The organism is Kineosporia sp. A_224 (assembly GCF_002198655.1).
Lineage (GTDB): Bacteria > Actinomycetota > Actinomycetes > Actinomycetales > Kineosporiaceae > R-H-3.
The window spans coordinates 72,120-93,342 of record NZ_MWLN01000204.1; the positions used below are offsets into that span (position 1 = coordinate 72,120).

25 protein-coding genes and 1 pseudogene are annotated in these 21,223 nt (G+C 73.5%); 12 read left to right on the forward strand and 14 right to left on the reverse strand.

The genetic code is table 11. The features are described 5' to 3' along the window. The first annotated feature begins 51 nt into the window (after positions 1–51). The 6 genes from EDJALFJO_RS25260 (at position 52) to EDJALFJO_RS25285 (ending at position 4,076) form a co-directional block, all read left to right on the forward strand. Complete coding sequence (locus EDJALFJO_RS25260) at positions 52–978, forward strand: XdhC family protein (RefSeq protein WP_143448780.1); 927 nt, start codon at positions 52–54, stop codon at positions 976–978. Between the two features lie 10 nt (positions 979–988). Beyond that, positions 989–1,216 carry a hypothetical protein gene (locus tag EDJALFJO_RS25265; RefSeq protein ID WP_088289087.1) on the forward strand — a complete coding sequence of 76 codons (228 nt, stop codon included), beginning with the start codon at positions 989–991 and terminating at the stop codon, positions 1,214–1,216. Positions 1,217–1,277: 61 nt separating this feature from the next. After that, the gene (locus EDJALFJO_RS25270; protein WP_088289088.1) at positions 1,278–2,153 is read left to right on the forward strand and encodes a MoxR family ATPase; all 876 of its coding nucleotides are present in this window, start codon (positions 1,278–1,280) and stop codon (positions 2,151–2,153) included. Next, positions 2,146–3,300 carry a VWA domain-containing protein gene (locus tag EDJALFJO_RS25275; RefSeq protein ID WP_233150027.1) on the forward strand — a complete coding sequence of 385 codons (1,155 nt, stop codon included), beginning with the start codon at positions 2,146–2,148 and terminating at the stop codon, positions 3,298–3,300. Before EDJALFJO_RS25270 ends, EDJALFJO_RS25275 begins: the two co-directional genes overlap by 8 nt. A 42-nt stretch (positions 3,301–3,342) precedes the next feature. Continuing rightward, on the forward strand, positions 3,343–3,636 hold the full coding sequence (locus tag EDJALFJO_RS25280) for a hypothetical protein (RefSeq protein WP_088289089.1): 294 nt from the start codon (positions 3,343–3,345) through the stop codon (positions 3,634–3,636). Further along, positions 3,633–4,076 (forward strand): hypothetical protein, encoded by a 444-nt coding sequence (locus EDJALFJO_RS25285; RefSeq protein WP_088289090.1) that lies wholly within the window; start codon positions 3,633–3,635, stop codon positions 4,074–4,076. The genes EDJALFJO_RS25280 and EDJALFJO_RS25285 overlap by 4 nt, the downstream gene beginning before the upstream one ends. A gap of 24 nt (positions 4,077–4,100) precedes the next feature. Here EDJALFJO_RS25285 and EDJALFJO_RS25290 read toward each other — a convergent pair whose 3' ends face one another. The 13 genes and pseudogenes from EDJALFJO_RS25290 to EDJALFJO_RS25350 form a co-directional block, all read right to left on the reverse strand. Beyond that, positions 4,101–5,810: an RNA-binding domain-containing protein gene (locus EDJALFJO_RS25290; RefSeq protein WP_198950622.1), complete on the reverse strand. Its 1,710-nt coding sequence runs from the start codon at positions 5,808–5,810 to the stop codon at positions 4,101–4,103. 104 nt (positions 5,811–5,914) lie between these two features. Then, positions 5,915–6,295 carry a hypothetical protein gene (locus EDJALFJO_RS25295; protein WP_088289091.1) on the reverse strand — a complete coding sequence of 127 codons (381 nt, stop codon included), beginning with the start codon at positions 6,293–6,295 and terminating at the stop codon, positions 5,915–5,917. Beyond that, positions 6,292–6,591, reverse strand: coding sequence for a hypothetical protein (locus EDJALFJO_RS25300; protein ID WP_198950623.1), 300 nt, complete (start codon positions 6,589–6,591; stop codon positions 6,292–6,294). Before EDJALFJO_RS25300 ends, EDJALFJO_RS25295 begins: the two co-directional genes overlap by 4 nt. Before the next feature lie 3 nt (positions 6,592–6,594). Beyond that, positions 6,595–6,867, reverse strand: a complete 273-nt coding sequence (locus EDJALFJO_RS25305; RefSeq protein WP_088289092.1) for a DUF2561 family protein — start codon at positions 6,865–6,867, stop codon at positions 6,595–6,597. Between the two features lie 8 nt (positions 6,868–6,875). Beyond that, entirely contained in the window at positions 6,876–7,103 is a 228-nt protein-coding gene (locus EDJALFJO_RS25310) for a hypothetical protein (protein ID WP_088289093.1), read from the reverse strand. An 11-nt stretch (positions 7,104–7,114) separates the two neighbouring features. Continuing rightward, positions 7,115–7,369, reverse strand: coding sequence for a hypothetical protein (locus EDJALFJO_RS25315; RefSeq protein WP_088289094.1), 255 nt, complete (start codon positions 7,367–7,369; stop codon positions 7,115–7,117). A gap of 10 nt (positions 7,370–7,379) precedes the next feature. Beyond that, on the reverse strand, positions 7,380–7,964 hold the full coding sequence (locus EDJALFJO_RS25320; protein WP_088289095.1) for an SRPBCC family protein: 585 nt from the start codon (positions 7,962–7,964) through the stop codon (positions 7,380–7,382). Further along, complete coding sequence (locus EDJALFJO_RS25325; RefSeq protein ID WP_255392587.1) at positions 7,958–8,101, reverse strand: YHS domain-containing protein; 144 nt, start codon at positions 8,099–8,101, stop codon at positions 7,958–7,960. Before EDJALFJO_RS25325 ends, EDJALFJO_RS25320 begins: the two co-directional genes overlap by 7 nt. A 56-nt stretch (positions 8,102–8,157) precedes the next feature. Further along, positions 8,158–8,967: pseudogene (locus EDJALFJO_RS36565) on the reverse strand (XdhC family protein); the annotation flags it as partial. Next, the gene (locus EDJALFJO_RS25335; RefSeq protein WP_088289098.1) at positions 8,967–11,351 is read right to left on the reverse strand and encodes an aerobic carbon-monoxide dehydrogenase large subunit; all 2,385 of its coding nucleotides are present in this window, start codon (positions 11,349–11,351) and stop codon (positions 8,967–8,969) included. The gene EDJALFJO_RS25335 and the pseudogene EDJALFJO_RS36565, both read right to left, overlap by 1 nt. After that, a complete protein-coding gene (locus EDJALFJO_RS25340) occupies positions 11,348–11,893 on the reverse strand; it encodes a (2Fe-2S)-binding protein (RefSeq protein ID WP_088289099.1) in 546 nt (181 codons plus the stop codon). The genes EDJALFJO_RS25335 and EDJALFJO_RS25340 overlap by 4 nt, the downstream gene beginning before the upstream one ends. Position 11,894: 1 nt before the next feature. Next, positions 11,895–12,770: a xanthine dehydrogenase family protein subunit M gene (locus tag EDJALFJO_RS25345; RefSeq protein ID WP_088289100.1), complete on the reverse strand. Its 876-nt coding sequence runs from the start codon at positions 12,768–12,770 to the stop codon at positions 11,895–11,897. Between the two features lie 64 nt (positions 12,771–12,834). Then, positions 12,835–13,068, reverse strand: a complete 234-nt coding sequence (locus EDJALFJO_RS25350; protein ID WP_088289101.1) for a hypothetical protein — start codon at positions 13,066–13,068, stop codon at positions 12,835–12,837. 151 nt (positions 13,069–13,219) lie between these two features. Here EDJALFJO_RS25350 and EDJALFJO_RS25355 point away from each other — a divergent pair, with 151 nt between their 5' ends. Both EDJALFJO_RS25355 and purM read left to right on the forward strand, forming a co-directional pair. After that, positions 13,220–14,278, forward strand: a complete 1,059-nt coding sequence (locus tag EDJALFJO_RS25355) for an agmatine/peptidylarginine deiminase (protein WP_198950624.1) — start codon at positions 13,220–13,222, stop codon at positions 14,276–14,278. Beyond that, entirely contained in the window at positions 14,275–15,414 is a 1,140-nt protein-coding gene (gene purM, locus EDJALFJO_RS25360) for a phosphoribosylformylglycinamidine cyclo-ligase (RefSeq protein ID WP_088289102.1), read from the forward strand. Before EDJALFJO_RS25355 ends, purM begins: the two co-directional genes overlap by 4 nt. A 165-nt stretch (positions 15,415–15,579) precedes the next feature. Here purM and EDJALFJO_RS25365 read toward each other — a convergent pair whose 3' ends face one another. Beyond that, on the reverse strand, positions 15,580–15,876 hold the full coding sequence (locus EDJALFJO_RS25365; protein ID WP_233150029.1) for a DUF3073 domain-containing protein: 297 nt from the start codon (positions 15,874–15,876) through the stop codon (positions 15,580–15,582). Positions 15,877–16,081: 205 nt separating this feature from the next. On the opposite strand from EDJALFJO_RS25365, the gene EDJALFJO_RS25370 reads away from it, so the two are divergent. From EDJALFJO_RS25370 to EDJALFJO_RS25390, 4 genes are all read left to right on the forward strand, one after another. Continuing rightward, the gene (locus tag EDJALFJO_RS25370; protein ID WP_088289103.1) at positions 16,082–16,930 is read left to right on the forward strand and encodes a hypothetical protein; all 849 of its coding nucleotides are present in this window, start codon (positions 16,082–16,084) and stop codon (positions 16,928–16,930) included. A gap of 198 nt (positions 16,931–17,128) precedes the next feature. Next, positions 17,129–17,338, forward strand: a complete 210-nt coding sequence (gene bldC / locus EDJALFJO_RS25375; protein ID WP_088289104.1) for a developmental transcriptional regulator BldC — start codon at positions 17,129–17,131, stop codon at positions 17,336–17,338. A gap of 958 nt (positions 17,339–18,296) precedes the next feature. Next, positions 18,297–20,114 carry a putative nucleotidyltransferase substrate binding domain-containing protein gene (locus EDJALFJO_RS25385; RefSeq protein ID WP_088289106.1) on the forward strand — a complete coding sequence of 606 codons (1,818 nt, stop codon included), beginning with the start codon at positions 18,297–18,299 and terminating at the stop codon, positions 20,112–20,114. A gap of 7 nt (positions 20,115–20,121) precedes the next feature. Continuing rightward, positions 20,122–20,817: a PolC-type DNA polymerase III gene (locus EDJALFJO_RS25390; RefSeq protein WP_088289107.1), complete on the forward strand. Its 696-nt coding sequence runs from the start codon at positions 20,122–20,124 to the stop codon at positions 20,815–20,817. Positions 20,818–21,223: the final 406 nt, after the last annotated feature.

Below are 21,223 nucleotides of genomic sequence, written 5' to 3' on the forward strand. Positions count from 1 at the left end.
GGACCCGATCGACAGCGTGCACCACGGGTCCGGCCCACCTACGCTCGAAACGTGTACGACATCGCCTTCAGCGTGCTCGGCTGCCTGCGCGCAGGCACGCGGGTCGATGTCGCCTGGCTGGTCGACAGCGAAGGGCTGGACGGCGCCGAGCCCGGTGCCGCGCTCGCGCTGACGGCGGGCGGCGGCCGGGTCGGGTCGGTGCTCGGCGGCGTCTTCGACGCCCGGCTCGCGGACGTCGCGCCGCAGCGCGGCGTCCCGCGGCTCGTCACCCTCACGGTCGGGGTCACCGAGGCGCTCGTCGCCGGGCTGCCCACCGACGCTCGGGCCCGGTTCGTCGTCACCCCCGCGGACGCCCTGCCCGCCGAGTTCTGGGACCGGGTCCGGGACCGCCGGCCGGCCGGGCTGGTCCTCGACCTGCCCGTGGACGGCGAGCCCGCCGTCCGGTTCGTCGACCCGGACGACGCGCAGTCCGGCCTCCAGGCGGGCGGGAGCAGCACGCAGGCGTCCGGTGACCGGGTCGTCACCGTGCTGCGCCCGGTGCCCGCGCTCGTCCTCGTCGGTGGCGGCCCGGTCGTCGCCGCGCTGCAGCCGGCCGCGGTGTTGCTCGGCTGGCAGCCGCGGGTCTTCGGCAACGGCGCCGAGGCCGCGGCCGTCGTCGCCGGCCTGTCGTCGCTCGACAAGGTCGTCGTCGTCGGTCACGACCCGGAGGTCGCCGGCCCCGCGCTCGTCGGTGCCCTCGCGTCGTCCGTCGGCTACGTCGGGCTCGTCGGCGGCCGGCGGGCGATCGGCGCGTGCGTCGACTGGCTCGGCTACCGCGGCGTGACCGACCTGTCCGCGCTGCACGCGCCGGCCGGGCTCGACATCGGCGCCGGCCCGCCCGCCGAGGTCGCGCTCGCCGTCCTCGCCGAGGCGGTCGCCGTCGCGGCCGGCAAGGACCCGTCCCCGGCCGTCCCGGCGGCCCGCACCGCCACCCCCTGAAGGAGGCACCGTGACCGAGACCCCGGTCGGGTCCGCCGCCGACGCGTCCGGCCCCCAGGACGACGACTGCGGCCCGGCGAAGATCTGCCGCAACATGCGCGACTTCAGCTTCGACGGGATGGCCGAGCCGGGCACCGACCTGCGGTCCGCCTGGAAGGACCTGCTCGCCCGCGAGGGCAAGACCGGCGAGGGCTCGCTGCGCGACCTCGTCCTCGGGCCGACGCCCTCCGACGGCTGACCGCACCACCGCACGTACGCCCGCACGTACGCCCCGCGGGGGCGCGACCCGAGAGGACCCGATGACGCGTCCCACCAGCGTGGCCGACCTGACCGAGCGGCTGCGGCAGGAGCGCTACCTCGCGGACCGCGGCCTGGCCACGGCCGCCTACGTCGCGCTGTCCCTGGACCGCCCGCTCCTGCTCGAGGGCGAGGTCGGCGTCGGCAAGACCGAGATCGCCAAGGTGCTCGCGACGATGCTCGGGCGCCGGCTGATCCGGCTGCAGTGCTACGAGGGGATCGACCCGGCGCAGGCGCTCTACGAGTGGGACTACGCCCGGCAGCTGCTCCAGGTCCGCGCGCTCTCCCAGCACGACCTCACCGACGACGGCACCGTGGACCGGCTCTACGGCCCCGAGTTCCTCGTCGAGCGGCCGCTGCTCGCCGCCGTCCGGGCGGGGGACGGCGCCGTCCTGCTCATCGACGAGGTCGACCGGGCCGACGACGAGTTCGAGGCGTTCCTGCTCGAGGTGCTGTCGGACTTCCAGATCAGCATCCCCGAGATCGGCACCGTGGTGGCCCCGAGCCCGCCGCTCGTCGTCCTCACCTCGAACCGGACCCGGGAGCTGCACGACGCCCTCAAGCGGCGCTGCCTCTACCACTGGGTCGGCTACCCGACGCCCGAGCGGGAGGCCGAGATCATCCTGGCCCGGGCCCCGGAGGCCGCCGACGGCCTCGTGGCGCAGGTCGTCGCCGCGGTGAACCGGCTGCGCGACATGGAGCTGTCCAAGCCGCCGGGCGTCGCGGAGTCGATCGACTGGGTCCGCACCCTGCAGGTGCTCGACGAGCCCGAGCTCACCGCCGACGCGCTGCGCGACTCGCTCGGCGCCGTCGTCAAGGAGCGCGACGACCTCGACCTCGTGCTGTCCCGGATCGACGGTGTCCTCGACGGTGGCTGAGCCGGGGCCGGCGGCAGGAGCGGACGAGGTGCCGGCCCCGGTCCGGCTCCTCGTCGACTTCGCCCAGGCGCTGCGCGAGGAGGGCCTGCCCGTCGGGTCCGGTGACGTCCTCACGTACGCCCGGGCGATGGCGGTGCTCCGGCTGTCGGACGTCGAGGACCTCTACTGGGGCGGTCGGACGACGCTCGTCACCCGGCGCGACCAGATCCCGGTCTACGACGCGGTCTTCCGCCGCTTCTTCCTCCACGAGGCGGACCGCAGGCCGGAGCCGGAGCGGACCGTGCTCCGGGCCGCGGCCCGGGTCGTCGCCGAGCTCACCGTGCCGCAGAACGAGCCCGGCGACGAGGAGCAGGAGGGCGAGCAGACCCCGATGGGGCACGTCGCCGCGAACGCGGAGATCCTGCGCCGCAAGGCGTTCGCGCTCTGCACGCCGGACGAGCTGCTCGCCGTCCGGCGAATGATCTCGGCGATCCGGCTCGCCCCGCCGCGGCGGCGCAGCCGGCGGACGGCGTCCGACCGGTCCGGCCGCCGGCCCGACGTCCGGCGCACCGTCCGGGAGGCGCTGCGCCGGCAGGGCGAGGTCGGTGAGCTGCGCAGGCTGCGGCACCGGCGCCGCACCCGGCGGCTCGTGCTCGTGCTCGACGTCTCCGGCTCGATGTCGGACTACTCGCGCAACCTGCTGCACTTCGCCTACTCGACGCGACGCGCGACGACCCGGGTCGAGGTGTTCTGCTTCGGCACCCGGCTGACCCGGATCACCCGCTCGCTCGACCGGCGCCGCCCGGACGACGCGCTCTCACGGGCCGCGGACGCCGTCTTCGACTGGGAGGGCGGCACCCGGATCGGCGACTCGCTGCGGGCGTTCGTCCGGGACCACGGCCGGCGTGGCGTGTGCCGCGGGGGTGTCGTCGTCATCTGCTCGGACGGGCTCGACCGCGGCGACCCGGCCGTCCTCGCGGACGCGATGGAGCGGCTCTCGCGGCTCTGCCGGACGGTCGTCTGGCTCAACCCGCACAAGGGCGACGCCGTGGACTTCGTCCCGAGCACGATGGGGATGATGGTCGCCGCCCCGTACGTCGACCTGCTGCTGTCGGGCCACGACCTGCGCAGCCTCGAGGACTTCGCCGGCATCCTGCCGACGCTGTGACGCCCGACGAGTGAAGCCGTTGCGGGACAAGGAGGAGCTGTCGTGAGGTGGAGCGTCTCGGTCGTCGCCGAGGGGGACCGCGTGGTGACCCGCGAGGAGGTCGTCGAGCTCGCCGACGCCGTCGCCGGGCACGGCGGGATCGCGTCCGGGCTGGGCACCCCGCGCTACGGCGCGCAGCTCGTCGTCGAGGCGGGCTCCCGGGAGGACGCGCTGACCCGTGGCCGCGAGCTCTTCGCCGACGCCGCCGGGAAGGCCGGGCTGCCCGCGTGGCCGGTCGTGCACGAGGACGCGGTCAGCGAGGACGAGGACGACGAGGGCTGGGACCGGCCCGCATGATCCGCCTCGGGACGCTCTCGGGCTACTTCTTCGAGGGGCCGCGCGTGCTCGCCGGCTTCACCGCGCCGGCCAAGCCGGGCGTCTACGTCGTCATGGCGAAGACCGACCCCGCCCGCGAGCAGTTCGCGGTCATCTACGCCTGGCACGCCGACGACCTCTCGACCGTGGGCTTCCCGTTCCAGCACAAGCACTCCGCACGCTGGGTCAAGCGCGCCGGCGACCGCTTCAAGCTCTTCGTCGCCTGGTTCGAGGTGCCCGGCGGTCTGCCGTCGCACCGCGAGCAGATCGTCCACGAGCTGCTCGCGGTGTACAAGCCGTCCTGCAACGACGAGCAGTACGAGTCGACCTGGCGGCAGGAGTGGATCGGTGGCTACAGCACCCCGGCGACCACGGGACCCCTGACGACTCCGAAGACGCCGACGGACGAGGCCTCCGGGTGACAACAACGGGCGTATGCCCGCCGATCACGGCAGGACGTACGTGCTCCAACGCCGCTCGCCGCGCATGACCAGGTTGCCCTTGTCGGACAGCCTGCGGAGCAGACGACCGGCTTGCTCGGGTGCGAGCGAGCACAGGTCGCCGGCCTGGGCCCGAGTGATGCTCCCGTGAGCCTCGACGTACTGCAGCACCATCTGCTCTTGCTGGAGCGGTTCGAATCCTCGGGTGCGGACGTACCCGGCAGGTGACTCCAACGCTCGGTAGACAGCGGCCGACAGGTGCCAGCTGCGCCCCCTGCCCTCGCCGCGGGCCTCGACCCAACCTCGCTCGACCATTCGTGTCAGGAGCCGTCGGGCCTCCGCCTCGCTGCGCTGCAGCACGATCGCGAGCTCACCCGTAGAGGCTCGGCGCTCACGGCTGAGCTCGGTCAGGACCTGAAGGTCCGACAGGTCGATCGGGCGGCCTCGGGTTGCCTCCTGTTCGAGCACCCAGCGAGTCATCGCAAGGTTGGCGGGCCCTCCGGGAAGGACTGCCACCACGTGGTCGGCTGAACTCCTGCCGTAGTCAGGTGCCTCGCGGCCGACGCGCAACTGCTCGGCGAACATGCGGTTGATGCCGCGGCCGGTTCGCTCCACGAGACCCGCGCGTTTGAACGTATCGGAGAGCAACGGGCTTCGAGGGTGAGGTGGTGCGACGAGGAGGTTGTCGACCCGAATTCCGCCCGGGAAGCCGCCAGGGCTCGAGATCTCGAGCTGATGTTCGCTCCACTGGACGTGCACCGCACCGCGCCGGGTGTAGTCGCGGTGGATGAGTGCATTCGCCAATGCTTCGCGGAACGCGGTCTGGGAGTACGACGCCACGGGGATACGGAGCAGACCGAAGTCGAGTTCCTCCTCGCTGTTGCGAGCGCGGAACCGGGCGAACAACTCCTCGGCCAGGCGCAGAAGGGGAGCCCGGGAGAACTCGTTCGTCTCCACCTCGAGGCCGCGCAGCACTTGAAAGGCTGCCTCGTGCGTCGGTAGGAAGCGTGCGAGAGCGTCGTCCTTGCCGAAGAGGAGCAGCGCGCCGGACGTCACGCTCCCGTCATGGGTGGCGAGCCCGAGAGCGCTCACGATCTCCTCGTCGGACAGCTCTGCGAGGACGTGGTCCGACGTCCCGGTGGCTGTCTTGACGAGTCGCCGGAGTCTGTGGAATTCGAGGGGATCGAGATCGCTGGCCGTGGCGCCGCTGACGGTCAGCCGAGCCCAATCGACGGCGCCCCGGTCGACCTCGTGGGCCAGCATCTCGTGCGCGTGGTACGGCAGGCAGGTGGGTCGACCGTCAGCGCCCACTGCGCGCCGCACGTAGGTGCCACGGCTGGTGCCGACGACGCGAGGACTGTCAGGTACATGAACGACGAGGACGACCTTGTCGTCCACGTCGACGAGCGTCGCCGTCGTGGACACGGGGGGCTGCGTGTGGTTCGCAATGAGCGCCTGGACCCGGAGCGTGTCGGTTCGCCCGGACTCGTGCCGAGGCCGGGAGCCCGTGATCGTCCCGTCGTCCTCTACGCCGAGGAGGAGTACTCCCCCCGAGCCGTTGGCGAGGCAGACCACTGCTTCGACGAGGTCGCGGTCGTTGATCCTCTCGCGCTGCTCGCTCTTGAACTCCAGGGTGTAGGACTCGCCGCCCTCGGTCCACTGCTTGACGCGAGCGGCGTCGTCCGGCACCTGCTCCTGGCTGCCCGAAAGGGTCACGCGGTGAGCCTATGGCTCGTTATGAATAGAATCCATAGCGACACGTGCCATCGACATAGAAGTTCATAGAATAGATTCGGGGTCCGGCTGCACTCTGGGCGCCGTCAGGCCGGCAGCTTCTCCGGGTCGTAGCCGACGCCCTCGTGCAGCCGGGTGCGGCGACGGCCCATCGCGGGCCGGGCCGGGGCCGGGTGCGCGAGCTCCTCCGCGGGGGCGGGCTCGTACGTGACCCCGGCGACGATGCCCTCGGCCATCCCGTAGAGCAGCGGCAGCGCGCCGGCGACGACGCCACCGGTGCGGGTGACCTGCTGCAGCCCCGGTTCGATCGCCTCGGCGTTGCGCTTGATCGTGCGCACCAGCTCGGCGCAGTCCTCGAGGTTCGTCGCGACCCGGCCGAGCTGGCCGCCGACGATCCACAGGTAGAGCGCCAGCCCTGCGACGAGCAGGACGACGTCGACGACGGAGAGCACGACGAGCGTGGTCATGTGCGGACCTTCCCGAGGACGCGGCCGAGGAACAGGTGGTGCTCGAGGCCTTCGGCGAGGACGGCGTCCACACCGGCCGCGGTCTGCGCGAGCAGCGCGGTGTCGGCGGTGTTCGCGGCGGCCTGGGCCAGGGTGGCCTTGACCGCGGCGACCCGCTGGTCGATGGTCCGGACCAGCAGCACGAGGACGGTGAGCAGGGCCGCGACGGCGAGGACGACGACGAGCCCGGCGATGATCGCGCCCCACCACAGCTGGCGCTGGGTGTCGGTCAGGGCGAGGGCGACGGTGGCGTTCACGGGTCAGCCTCCCAGCCGGGCGCGGCCGCGCTGCAGCCCCGCGACGATGACGGGCACGTGCTCGTTCGTGGTGCGCAGCCCGGCGAGGGCCGCCGTGTTGCGCACCGACTCCTGCAGGGAGTCGTCGATCGCCTGCGCCTGGCCGCCGATCCGGCGGGCCAGCAGGAGGATGGGGACGACGAGTGCGACGACGACGAGGACGACGACGACCCCGATCGTGTAGCCGACGACCCAGCCGGTCGTCGACCCCTCGCCGGCGGCGTGAAGGACGGACATCGGGCTCCTCAGATCGTTTCGCAGAAGTCGCGGACGGGCTTCAGGCTGGCGTTGACCGACGGCACGACGGTCGGCACCGTGCTGGTCCGGTCGGCGACCGCCCGGACCCCGCCGATGACGGCGTCCAGGGTGCCGGCGACGGCCTTCAGGTGGCCGATGACCCGGGCGAGCCCGAGCGCGGCGGCGGCGATGATGACGGTGGCGATCACGAGCGTGACCACGGCGACGGCAGGCATGTCGGCTCCTCTCAGCCCAGCAGCTTCGCGACCGAGCCGGCGTACCGGACGGCGCCCTGGGCGACGGCGGCGACCGTCGTGTCGGTCTTGGCGAGCAGTGCCGGAGCGGGCTCCAGCTCCCCGACGAGCGCGACGCCGCCGGCGAGGATGTCGTCCGCGGCACCGCGGATCCGTTCGAGGGCGGCGAGCACCCGGTTGAGCAGCGCGACGAGCACGGGGGCCACGACGAGCAGCAGCAGGGCGTTGCCGATCCACCAGAGAGTCATCAGGAGCTCCTCAGCTCGTCGCCGGGCGGTAGGGCAGGAAGAACCGGCGGAACACCCGCAGCAGCGCCATCCGAACGGCCTGCAGGCCGATGGCCAGGCCGCTGGCGGCCGCCGCGGTGCCGACCGAGTCGGGGTCGCGGCCCTCGGCGATGGCGGTGATCCGGTTCTGGACGTTGACCGAGAAGTCCCGCAGCAGGACGGCGTTGACGTCGTTGATCATGCCGCGGCCGTACTGCGCGGCCGCGCCGGACAGCTGCAGGTCCTGCTCGACGACGACCTTCGTGGCGCCGCCGGCCGCGGACAGCCGGGCGGTGACGAGCATCGCGGCCTGGCCGCGGCCCTTCTCGTCCGCCCCGGACGCGTCGATGACGATCCGGTGCGCCGCCTCGTCCCGCTCGGTGATCGCGGCCTTGCCGGCGAACTGCATCTTCACCGGGCCCATCCGGATCCCGACGTGGCCGCCGTACGTGTCGTTGCCGAGGTCGTCGGTCATGGCCGCGCCGGGCAGGCAGGCGGCGACCTGCGGGATGTTCCCGAAGAACTCCCAGACCCGTTGCAGCGGCTGGGAGACCTCGAACGTGTTCGTGATCAGCACCGCGAACCCTCCGGGAGGTAGTCGTTGGGGGCCTTGGAGAACGCCGTCCGGCAGCCGGCGCAGCAGAAGTGGTAGGTGGTGCCGTCGAGCTCGTAGGGGAACGCGGCGGGCGACGGCCGGACCGTCATCCCGCACACCGGGTCGACGACGTCGGCAGCGGCGGCAGCGGCGGCAGCGGCGGCAGCGGCGGGCNAGCGGACCGCGGCGCCGCGTCGGCGACCACCGGCGCCGCGGTCCGCTCCGGCTCCAATCCGCCGGACGCGCGCAGCGCGACGAGCTCGGCGAGGACGGCGACCGCGATCTCGCGGTGCGTCGTCCGGCCGAGGTCGAGACCGACCGGGGAGCGCACGGCCTCGAGCAGGCCGGCGTCGACGCCCTTGTCGGCGAGGTAGCCGACGACGGTCTCGCTGCGCCGGCGGGACGCGACGAGACCGACGAACGCGGGCCGGGCCAGCACGGCCTTCTCCAGCACGTCCTCGTCGCCGTGGCCCTGGGTGGCGACCACGACGACGGTCCGGGCGGTGACCGCCTCGGCGGAGAACGCCTCGGCGTCCACCACCTCGGCCCGCCAGCCGAGCACGTCGGCGAGCCCGCCGAGGGTGTGCGCCATCGGCGAGCGGCCGACGACGAGCAGGTGCGGCGCCGGGAGGACCGGCTCGACGTAGACCTGCAGCGCACCGTCGCTCGCGCACGAGATCGGCACCGTGGCCATCCCTTCCGGGAGCGACCCCCCGAACTTGGCGGCGTCGCCGAGCAGCAGCAGCCGCGGCGTCCGGTCGACGACCGCCTGCTGCATCGCCCGCACGACCGCCGGCTCGGCGCAGGCGCCGCCGATCCAGCCGATCTGCCGGCCGTCCGCGGTGACGATCATCCGGGACCCCTGGTGCCCGGACGACGGCCCGGAGCGCCAGACCACGGTGGCCAGGGCGAACTCCTCGCCCTGGCGCGAGAGCTCCTGGGCCCGGGCGACGACGTCCCAGCCGTCGGCGGCGTGCTCGTCCATCAGTCGTCCTGCCGCACCGGCGGGTGGCCGGAGACGTCGCGGCCGGTCGTGATCGCCTCGTAGACCCGGTCCGGCAGCATCGGCATGTCGATGTTGCGGACGCCGAAGCCCTTGAGGGCGTCCATGACGGCGTTGACGAACGCGGCCGGCCCGCCGACCGTGGCGCACTCGCCGATGCCCTTCGCGCCGATCGGGTGGTGCGGGCACGGGGTGACGACCTCGTGGAGCTCGAAACCCGGTGTCTCCCAGGCGGTCGGCAGCAGGTAGTCCATGTAGTTCGAGCCGACGCAGTTGCCCTCGGCGTCGTAGGTGATGAACTGCATGCTCGCCATCGCGTAGGCCTCGGTGAGGCCGCCCATGATCTGGCCCTCGACGATCATCGGGTTGATCCGGACGCCGCAGTCGTCGACGGCGACGAAGTTGAGGACGTCCCAGACGCCCGTCTGCGGGTCGACCTCGACGGTCGCGATGTAGCAGGCGAACGGCCAGGTGAGGTTCGGCGGGTCGTAGTAGGCGACGTTCTCCAGGCCGGGCTCCATGCCGTCGGGCATGTTGCTGTACGCCGCCGCGGCGCACTCCTGGATCGTCACGCCGCGGTTCGGCGCGCTGCGCACGTAGAACCGGCCGAGCTCCCACTCGACGTCCTCCTCGGACACCTCGAGCAGGTGCGCGGCGAGCTTGCGGGCCTTGGCCCGGATCTTGCGCGCCACCATCGCCACCGCTGCCCCGGCGACCGGGGTGCTCCGGGACGCGTACGTGCCCATCCCGAACGGGGCGGTGTCGGTGTCGCCCTCCTCGACGACGACGTCCTCGGCCGGCAGCCCGAGCTCGTGGGCGACGATCTGTGCCCACGTCGTCTCGTGGCCCTGGCCCTGCGTCTTGGCCCCGGTGCGCAGGAGCGCCTTGCCGGTCATGTGGACCCGCAGCTCCGCGGAGTCGAACATCTTGATGCCGAGGATGTCGTACTCGCGGCTGTTGCCGGCCCCGAGCGGCTCCGTCATCGTCGAGATCCCGATGCCGAGCAGCCGGCCGCGCGAGGCGGCCTCCTTCTTGCGCTCCTGGAAGTCGGCGTAGCCGATCGCCTCCAGGCCGACGTCGAGGCACTTGCCGTACTGCCCGGAGTCGGTGAGGAAGCCGAACGCCGTCCGGTGCGGGAAGTCGTCGTCCCGGACGAAGTTCACCCGGCGGAACTCGGCCTGGTCCATCCCGAGGTCGTCGGCGGCCGCCTGGACCATCCGCTCCTGGAAGAACATCGCCTCGGTGACCCGGAACGAGCACCGGTAGGCGACGCCGCCGGGGGCCTTGTTCGTGTAGACGCCCCGGGCGAGCAGGTGCGCGGCCGGGATGTCGTACGCGGCGAACGCCGAGTGCATGAGCCCGATCTTGAACTTGCTCGGCTGGGCGTCGGCGAAGAAGGCGCCGTGATCGGAGAGGGTGTGCATCCGGACGCCGAGGATCCTGCCGTCCTTGCGCAGCGCCATCTCGCCGCGCAGGTAGACGTCGCGGCCGAAGCCGGTCGAGATGAGGTTGCCGGTCTTGTCCTCGATCCACTTGACCGGCCGCTCGAGCAGGATCGAGGCGAGGATCGACATCACGTACCCGGGGTACACGGGCACCTTGTTGCCGAAGCCGCCGCCGATGTCCGGCGAGACGATCCTGATCATGTGCTCGGGCAGCTCGGCGACGAGCGAGACGGCGGCCCGGATGATGTGCGGTGCCTGGGTCGTCATGTAGACGGTGAGCTTGGAGGTCGACCGGTCGAAGTCGGCGATCGACCCGCAGCACTCGATCGGCGAGGGGTGCGAGCGCGGGTAGTGCAGCTCGATCTTCGAGACCAGGTCGGCCTGGGCGAACGCCCGGTCGGTGCCGGCGGCGTCGCCGACCTCCCAGTCGAAGACGACGTTGTCGTGCTGGTTCTCCTTGTCGTCCCGGATGAGCGGGGCGTCCGTGGCGAGCGCCTGCTCGGGGTTGACGACGACCGGGAGGGTCTCGTACTCGACGACGATCGCCTCGCACGCGTCCTTGGCGATGTAGGGGTCGTCGGCGATGACGCAGGCGACCTCCTGGCCCTGGAAGCGCACCTTGTCCGTGGCGAGCACGGCCTGGGTGTCGTAGCTGAGGGTCGGCATCCACGCGAGGTTGCGCTTCGCCATCATCTCGCCGGTGAGCACGAGCCGGACGCCCGGGATCGCCCAGGCCTTGCTCGTGTCGATGGAGACGATCCGGGCGTGCGCGACAGGGCTGCGCAGGATCTCCATGTGGAGCATGCCCGGCAGCACGATGTCGTCGACGTAGTTGCCCTTGCCGCGGATGAAGCGGTTGTCCTCGACCCGCCGCCGGCTGGCCCCGAGACCGCCGATCTTGATCTCGTCGAGCGCTGTCATTCCCCGGCTCCCGTCTCGCCGGCCGCGGCCCGCTGCTTCTTGGCGGCCCACAGCACGGACTTCACGATGTTCTGGTACCCGGTGCAGCGGCAGAGGTTGCCGGACAGCGCCCAGCGCACCTCGTCCTCGGTCGGGTCGGGGTTCTCGTCGAGCAGCGCCTTGGCGGTGAGCATCATCCCGGGCGTGCAGAACCCGCACTGCAGGCCGTGCTCGTCCTTGAAGCCCTCCTGCACCGGGTGCAGCTCGCTCTGCCCGGCCAGGCCCTCGACGGTGGTCACCTCGTGCCCGTCGGCCTGGACGGCGAGCATCGTGCAGCTCTTCACCGGCCGGCCGTCGAGGAGCACGGTGCACGCGCCGCAGTTGGAGGTGTCGCAGCCGGTGTGCGTCCCGGTGAGCTTCAGGCCGTGCCGGATCATGTGCGCCAGCAGCAGCCGGGGCTCGACCTTGACGGTCCGCCGCTCCCCGTTGACGGTGACGCTCACGGTGCGCACCGGCACCGCGTCATCCTCCGCCCGGGGGACCTCTTCGAACAGGCTCGTCATCTCAGGCTGCCCTTTCCACGTCGTCCGCGACCCGGGTGAGGATCCGCGTCACGAAGGTGTGCACGATGTGGCGCTTGTACGCGGCGCTCCCGCGGTGGTCGCCGCGCGGCTTGGCCGCGGCGGCCGCGCCGTCGGCGGCGCGGGCGATCCGGTCGGCGGTCAGCTCACCTCCGACGAGGGCCTGCGCGGCCTCGGAGGCGTCGATCGTCGCGCCGCCGACGCCGGTGAGGGCCATCCCGGCCCGGGTCACCACGGCGCCGGACCGCTCGAGCCCGACCGCGACGCCCGCGGTGGCGAAGTCGCCGACCCGGCGTTCGAGCTTGAGGTAGCCCCCGGCGGCGGTCCCGGCCGCAGCCGGGAAGACCACCTCGACGGCCACCTCGTCGTACGCGAGCACGTTCTGGAACGGGCCGCTGACGAAGTCGGCGACGGGGATCCGGCGCCGGCCCGACGGGCCCTGCGCGACGACCGAGGCGCCGAGCGCGATCGCGACCGCAGCCCAGTCGCCCTGCGGGTCGGCGTGGCAGATCGAGCCGACGAGCGTGCCGCGGTTGCGGACGATCGGGTCGGCGACCAGCGGTGCGGCCGCGGCGATCGTCGGGAACGGGCCCGCCAGCGCGGCAGCGCGCTCGAGCTGCGCGTGCCGGCACAGCGCGCCGACGCGCAGCGAGCCGTCGGGGTCCACCGTGAGGTGCGACAGACCCGGCAGGTTGTTGATGTCGACGAGCATCTCGGGCGATGCGAACCGCAGCTTCAGCATCGGGATGAGGCTCTGGCCGCCGGCGAGGATCTTCGCCTCGCCCTGGCCGCGCGACAGCAGCTCGATCGCCTCGTCGAGCGCGCGCGGCGACTCGTAGCCGAACCTGGACGGGTACACCGAGCCTCCTTCGTGCCGGGTGGACCGGCAGGGGGTTGTGGACGGGGTCAGCGCGACCCGGGGTTCAGCGGGACTCGGGGTCCGGCACGGCGACCGGGCCGGACTCGGCGTCCGGGTCGGGCCGGGGCTGCTGGTGCGGCGGCCACGGCCCCTGGACCGGCTGGCCGGCGACCTTCAGGTAGTCCATGAGCTCCGGCCAGGCCCAGACGGTCGGGCTCTTGCCGGTCTTCGGGGCGTTCTCGACCAGCTCGAACAGACGCGGGTTCCCGCGGCTGTGGCCGTCAGACTCGACACGCATGGCAGACCTCCACGTCCGTCCCTGTCGGCGAACCGTACCTGTGGCCCACGTCACCCCGGGCGTCTGGAACGGGTCAATGTGGTGACCCGATCGGGCCACATTGCAGCCGGCGATCCTTGTCGCGGGCGGGCGGGGCGCCCAGGATCGGTCCGTGGAGACTCCTGCCGACCTCGGCTACCGGATGCCCGCGGAGTGGGAGCCGCACGCCGGCTGCCTCATGGTCTGGCCGGTGCGCGGCGACCTGTGGGGCGACCGGCTCGGCGACGCGAAGCGCGAGTACGCCGGTGTCGCCGTGGCCGTCGCGGCGTTCGAGCCGGTCGTCATGGTCTGCCCGCCGGGCGCCGCCGGCGACGTCCGCCGGCACTGCGGGGACGCCGTCACCGTGCTCGAGCTGCCGGTCGACGACTCCTGGGCCCGGGACAGCGGCCCGCTCTTCGTCACCCGGGACGACGGGACGGCGGCCGTCGTCGACTTCGCGTTCAACGCGTGGGGCGGGCGCTGGCACCCGTACGCGGACGACGACCGGCTCGCCGGGCGCGTCGCGGAACGGCTGGGCCTGCAGGCGTTCCGGGCCCCGATGGTGCTCGAGGGTGGTGCGTTCCTCGTCGACGGCGAGGGCACTCTCGTGACGACGGAGCAGTGCCTGCTCGCCCCGAACCGCAACCCGTCGATGAGTCGCGCCGACATGGAGGCGACCCTCGCCGCCTACCTCGGCGTGACGACGGTCGTCTGGCTGCCGCACGGGCACAGCCTGGACACCGGTCCCGAGGGCACGGACGGTCACGTCGACGGGGTCGCGCAGTACGTGGCGCCAGGGCGTCTCCTCCTCGAGGTGCCCGCCGACCCGGCCTCGCCGGACCACGCGCGGGCCCGGGCCAACCTCGCGGTCCTCGCGGCGGCCACCGATGCCGCCGGCCGGCCGTTCGCCGTCGCGACGGTCGACCCCGGCCCGGAGCCGGAGGTGTCGTACGTCAACCACTACCTCGCGACGGGCGCGGTGGTCGTCCCGACGACCGGCGCGGCCGGCGACGACGCCGCGCTGGAGGCGCTGGCCGCCGTGTATCCCGACCGCCGCATCGTCGGCGTCCCGGCCGCGACCATCGCGTTCGGCGGCGGCGGGCCGCACTGCATCACCCAGCAGGTACCTGCCGGGGTCGACCTCGGCCCGCTCCGGGCCGGCGTCCGGCCCGCCCCTAGGATTCTCCCGTGAGCGACGCGCAGGCCGGCCGGCCGTCCGGGATCACCTACGCCGACGCCGGCGTCGACACCGAGGCGGGGGACCGGGCCGTCGAGCTCATGAAGGCGGCCGTCGCGCGCACCCACGGGCCGCAGGTGCTCGGCGGGATCGGCGGCTTCGCGGGCCTCTTCGACGCCTCCGAGCTCAAGGCCTACCGGCGTCCGCTGCTCGCCTCCTCGACCGACGGCGTGGGCACGAAGGTCGCCGTCGCCCAGGCGCTCGACATCCACGACACGATCGGGTTCGACCTCGTCGGCATGGTCGTCGACGACATCGTCGTGTGCGGGGCCAGGCCCCTCGTCATGACCGACTACATCGCGTGCGGCAAGGTCGTCCCGGAGCGGATCGCCGCGATCGTCCGCGGCATCGCGGCCGCCTGCGAGCAGGCCGGCTGCGCGCTCGTCGGCGGCGAGACCGCCGAGCACCCGGGGCTGCTCGGTGCCGACGAGTACGACGTCGCGGGTGCCGCGACCGGGGTCGTCGAGGCCGACGACCTGCTCGGCCCGCACCGGGTCCGCGGCGGCGACGTCGTCGTCGCCATGGCGTCGTCCGGGTTGCACTCCAACGGCTTCAGCCTCGTGCGCCGGGTGCTCGCCGCCAACGGCTGGGACTACCACCGGCACGTCGACGAGCTCGGCCGGACGATCGGCGAGGAGATCCTCACCCCGACCCGGGTCTACGCGGCGGACGTCCTCGACCTCGCCGCGGCCCTCGGCCCTGACCTGCACGCCGTCTCGCACGTGACCGGCGGCGGGCTCGCGGCGAACCTCGCGCGGGTGCTGCCCAAGGGCCTGCGGGCGACCGTGGACCGGGCGACGTGGACGCCGCCGCCGGTCTTCGGGCTCGTCGCCCGGCTCGGCGGGGTCCCGCGGGCCGACCTGGAGCGCACGCTCAACGTCGGCGTCGGGATGGTGGCCGTCGTCGGGGCGCAGGCCGCGGACGCGGTCGTCGCGCGGCTCGCCGCGCGCGGGCTGCCGGCATGGGTGCTCGGCGCGGTCGCGGCGGAGCCGGGCACCGACCCGGGCGGCCTCGCGGACGGCGAGCTCACCCAGGGCGCCAAGGGCGTCGACGGCGGCTCGGTCCGTCTCGTCGGGGATCACCCCGCCTGACCGAGGGTGGACGATCCGCGCGGGACGATCCGCGCGGGGGCGGGCGGCACCCCCGTGGGGCGCCGCCCTGCGGCGACCCTCAGCGGTGCGTCAACTGCTCAGACAACGCGTGGACCGCGCCACCCGCGGCGGCGCGGTCCACGTCCGTGTGTCAGTGGTGACGGGTCAACGGTGCTGACCGGGGGACCAGTCGGCGTACTCGTCGTCCTCGTCGTCGTCGGCCTCGTCGTCCTCAACCTCGTCGACTTCGTCGACCGCTTCCGCTGCCGGCGGGTATGCGTGCCCGTCGGCGGTGGTGAGCTCTCGTTGGAGGGCGTCGTAGTCGGTGTTCGGGCTGAAGTACTTCAGCTGCCGAGCCACCTTCGTCTGCTTGGCCTTCTGACGGCCGCGCCCCATGGCGTCGACCCCCTCATACGTCGACCCGGGGCAAGCGCACATGGCGGGGCCCCGGAGTGTGGTCATCAGTCACTCGTGCTCGCTACGGTACAACGTCCGCCGCCCCCACGGCATCCCGGCTGGTCCAAGAGGGTGGCGGCCGTCCGGGACCGGTGCAGAACGCGTGATCATGCGCGCTCCGGACACGCTTGCCGCAGGCGAAGGATCGGTCCTGGCCGGCGATCCGGCGGCGGCTGTGGCCTCCTGGCGGCAGGCCTGTGACGATGGGCCGGTGACGCCCCGCCTGCTGCCGCCGGCCGTCCCCGCGACGACGATGCGGGTCTACGAGCCGCTCGAGGCCTTCGCGATCGCCGACCGCCCGGCGCTCGAGGTGCTCGCGCTGCGCGAGGGCGCCGACCGGCGCGCCGAGGAGGCGGAGCGGACGGCGTCCTGGCGCGGCGTGCTCGCCGGCCGCGGCGCCGTCGTCCCCGGGCCCGACGGTGCAGACGCGACGGTGCAGACCGGCTGGACGACGGCGTCGACCGGCGCCGGTGACGACCCGGGCCCCGGCCACCCGGACGGCCCGCACCCGGACGGCGGGCGTGCGGACCGGGCGCGCGGGGCCGGACGGCCCCCGACCTTCCTGGCGACCCGGGTGCTCCGGGCCGGCGGGGTCGTCCTGGTCTGCCCGGTGGGGGCCGACGACACCCCCGGGCCGGGCTCCGTCCGGCCGCCCAGGCGCCTCGTGCGGGCCTGGACGCTCCCGGAGGCGTGGCTGTCGCTCGTGCGCCCGGAGGACGGCGAGCGGGCCGGTGGCGGCGGGCGGTACGTCGTCCCGATGTCGACGGCCCGGTCGAGGGCCGCGCGGGCGCTGCGCACCCTGCGCCTGGGCGTGGGGGAGACCGAGCTGACCGCGGAGGTGGAGATCATGGCCCGGTGGCTGGAGACCTTCCACCCGCGCGCGTGGGTCGAGGTGGACGCCGGCCCGGTCGTCCGGCTGACCGGCGGCGAGGACGGCGCCGAGGATGTCCAGATGGGCCTGGAATGCCTTGCTTCGGGCGATCCGACCGGTGCTGCGGCGGCCTATCACCGTCTGACCACAAGACAACGTTTACTGGATGACCTTTCTCGGTCATCATGAGGTGCCTGCCCCGGTGCCCCGGTGCGGGTGGGGAGCCGGAACGACCCGTGCGTCGTGGATCCGTCACGACTTGTGGTCCAACGGGGGCATACATCCCCCCAACGGGGGATCATCGACCGCAATTGTTCCCCAGAAGCGATCTGACAGGGCACGATGTTCCCAGCCCCGGGGCATCGGCCCCGTTCCTGGAGGATGAACATGACCACCCGTACGCCCGACGCAGAGCCCCTGCTCACGCCGGCCGAGGTCGCCGCGCTGTTCCGAGTCGACCCGAAGACGGTCACCCGCTGGGCCAAGGCGGGGAAGCTGTCCTCGATCCGCACCCTGGGTGGTCACCGCCGCTACCGCGAGTCCGAGGTACGCGCGCTGCTCGCCGGAATCCCGCAGCAGCGCGGGGACGAGGACTGACCAGAGCCAGGCCAGGTAACCAGAGCGCCGCTCCCCCTCGGGGGAGCGGCGTTCTGCTGTGCCGGGGCGGTCCTGTGCGGTCGCCGGGTGCGGTGATGCGCCGGGGCCGGGGCGGCGAGGGCAGGAACGGCGAAGGCCGGCCCCGCACGCGGCGGGACCGGCCTTCGGTCTGACGTCAGGGGACCACTGGCGGATCGACCGGAGGCGGCGGCGGCTCGGTCGTGGTGGTCGGCGGCGGCGGCTCGGTCGTCGTNGTCGTCGTCGTGGTCGTCGGCGGCTTCGTCGTCGTCCCGGGGCGCGTCGTGGTGGTCGTTTTCGCGGTCGTCGAAGCGGGCTTGCGCGACGTCGACGTGGTCACCCGGGCGGCGGGACGCGTCGTCGTGTAGATCGGCGCCCGGCCACCGGCCCGGTCCGCGCCGGAGCGCGACGACACGGTGCCCTGTGTGGCGGCGGCCTTGGACTTGCTCGTCTTCGACGAGGAGGACGAGGAGGAGCTCTCCTGGGTGATGACGATCCCGGCCTCGGTCGAGCTCGAGCTGGACGTCCCGGGCTGGGCGGCGGCGACCTGCACGCCCCGGTCCGGGGCGTCGCCGATGACGTTCATCGCGACGACACCGGCGATCGCGGTGACGAGGACCCCGGCGGCGGCGCCGAGCACAGGCAGTCGTAGATAGGCCGGGCGTGGTTCCCGGTGACTTCCGACGTACTGCATTTCCGTCCTTCCGACGCCCCAAGATGAGGCTCGTCGCCCTGGACGCTACCCCCGACGTCCAGCGATGTGCCAGTTGCTTGAGTCTGGCTTAACGTTCGTCGGCCGTTCACCCGAGCCCGATGCGACGCCTTCGCGCGGGTCGTCCGGTTGGTCGCCGCGTGTTGCTCACCGCGTGTCGGGGCCCGTCCGGCGCACGGGGGACCTGCGTCCTTGGCCCCGGCGCGCGCACCGTCCAGGGTTGGGGGCGTGAAGGAGTTCCTCAACTTCCTCGCGGGCCAGGACCCGTACGCGGCGCTCGACGGCGACGACCTCGAGCGGCTCGCGCACGCCGTGGAGGCCGAGTACTTCACGGCCGGGACGACGGTCGTCGCCGAAGGTGCCGAGCCGCTCGACCACCTGTGGGTCGTCCGGACCGGCGCCGTCGAGGTCGTCGACCGCGGCCGCGTCGTCGACCTGCTCGGGCCCGGCGACACCTTCGGCCACGTGTCGCTGCTGTCCGGGCTGCCGCCCGCGCTCGCCGTCCGGGCCGCCGAGGACACCCTCTGCTACCGCCTGCCGGACCACCGGACGCTGCTCGCGCACCCCGAGCGGCTGCGGTTCGCCTTCTACGGCACGGACGTGCGGCGGGACCGGCTCACCGGCGCGGACGGCGGGTTCGCCGACCGGGCGCACGCACCGGTGAGCCGCTACGTGCGCCCCGTCCCGCGCTGCGCGCCGGACCTGCCGGTCCGGGAGGTCGCCGCGCTCATCAGCGACTCCGGGCAGTCCTGCGCGCTCGTCGACTACCCCGACGGCGTCGCCGGGATCGTCACGGACAACGACTTCCGCCGCCGCGTCGGCTCGGGCGAGGTGGGCGTCGACGAGCCCGTCGACCGGCTCGTGACCCGGCCGGTGCTCACGGTCAACGCCTCGACCCCGGTCGCGACGGCCTTCCTCCAGATGGTCGAGCACGGCGTCCACCACCTCGTCGCCGTCGACCGGACGGGCCGCCCGCTCGGGGTCGTCCGCGTCGTCGACCTCGCCTCCGCCGAGGTCCGCGACCCGCTCGTCGTCCGGGCGGCCGTCGACTCGGCGTCCGACCTCGCCGCCCTCGGTGACGCCTGCCGGCTGCTGCCCGCGACCGCCGTCGAGTTGTGGGACACCGGCGTCCCGCCGGAGCGGATCGGGGGTCTGCTCGCCGCGGTCGTCGACTCCGCCCTGCGCCGTCTGCTCCACCTGGACTCCGCCGTCGCCGACCCGGGGGTCCCGGCCTCCTGGCTCGTGCTCGGCTCGCTCGCGCGCCGCGAGGTGCTGCCGAGCAGCGACGTCGACACCGCAGTCGTCTGGGACGGCGGCGAGGAGGCCGCGGACGCCGTCCGGTCGGCCGCGTCCCGGGTGCTCGACGACCTCGAGTCGTGCGGGCTCCAGCGCTGCGCGGACGGCGCGAACGCGAACACCCCGACCTTCTCGCGGCCCCTGGCGCGCTGGCGCTCGGACGTCGCCGGCATCGTCAAGGACCCCTCCGCCGAGGGCTCGCTGCTGCTCGCGACGATGCTCGCGGACAGCCGCCCGGTGAGCGAGGCCGCGCTCGGCCGCGAGGTGCTCGACGCGATGGTCGCCCCGGCGCGCAGCCCGCAGTTCCTCCACGCGCTCCTGGAGTACACCCTCGCCGCCCGGCCGCCGACGGGCTTCGTCCGGGACTTCGTCGTCGAGCACAGCGGCGAGCACCGCGGGCAGCTCAACCTCAAGCGCGGCGGCCTGCGGCCGGTGACGTCGCTCGGCCGCTGGGTGGGGGTCGTCACCGGCGACGTCCGTGGGACGACGCCCGAGCGGCTGCGCCGCGGCGCCGCCGACGGCCTGCTCACGACGGACGAGGCCGAGACCCTCGTCGGGGCCTACCACCAGGTCTACGCGCTGCTCCTCGCCGAGGAGGTGGAGGCGATCCGGGCCGGCCGGCCGGCGAGCACCTACGTCGCCCCGGGCGACCTCGACTCGCTGACCCGGCGGCACCTGCGGGAGTCGTTCCGGGCGATCGGGCACGTGCAGGAGCGGCTGGAGTCCGAGTGGCAGCGCCGGCTCGGGTGAGCGCCGGATGAGCCTGCTGCGCCGGCTCACGGGGCGCGGCCCGGGCGGCCGGCCCCGGGCGATCCCCGGCTGGGACAGCCTCGACCTGCCGTGGCGGGACGCCGAGCTCGCCGTCGTCGACCTCGAGCTCACCGGCCTCGACCTCAAGCGCGACGAGATCGTCAGCTACGGCGGGGTCGTCGTCCGCGGCGGTCGGGTGGTCGCCTCGACGGTCGTGTACGGGCTCGTCAGGCCGCGGATCCCGGTGTCGGCGGAGAGCATCGCCATCCACGCCCTGCGCCCGGCCGACCTCGAGGACGCACCCGGCCTGGACGTCTGCGTCGAGGCCCTCGCCGACCTGCTCACCGGCCGGGTGCTCGTCGCGCACGCGGCCTGGGTCGAGCGGGCGTTCATCGGCCGGGCGTTCGCCGAGTGCGGGCTCCGCCTCGACGGGCCGGTCGTCGACACCGCGGCGCTGGCCCGGGAGCTGGGCCTGGCACCGCGCGGCGCCGAGACCGAGCCCTCGCTCGAGGGGCTCGCGTCCGGGATCGGGCTGCCGCTGCACACGACGCACCATGCGGCCGGCGACGCCCTGACGACGGCGGGCCTGTTCCTCGCGCTGGCCTCCCGGCTCGACCGCACCGAGCCGCAGACCGTGCGCTCGCTGACGAACGTCTCGCACCGGCAGTCGCTCGGCGCCCAGCGCCGTCCGTTCCCGTTCTGACGCGTCCCGCCACCGTGCCCGGCAACCTCTGGCGGGTCCTGCACTGCATGGTGGGCGTCCTCTGGCGGGTCCTGCACCGCATGGTGGGCGTCCTCTGGCGGGTCCTGCACCGCATGGCGCGCGTCCTCTGGTGCCGAACGCACGTCTCGTCGTCCTCTGGAGCCTTGGGCACCCCAAAAACCCAGTTTTAAGGTGCTTCTGACACCAGAGGATGTCGCGCGCCAGGCGGTGACGTGCGTACCCCACCAGAGGACGCCGCCCCGCCAGGCGGTGACGTGCGTACCCCACCAGAGGACGGCGCAACACGCCCCGCCGTCACGGGAACAACCCGCCAGAGGTCGGCACCCGACCCGAGCTACCTACCCCGCACCGCCCGCACCGGCCTGCCCCTGCTCGGCGCGTGGCT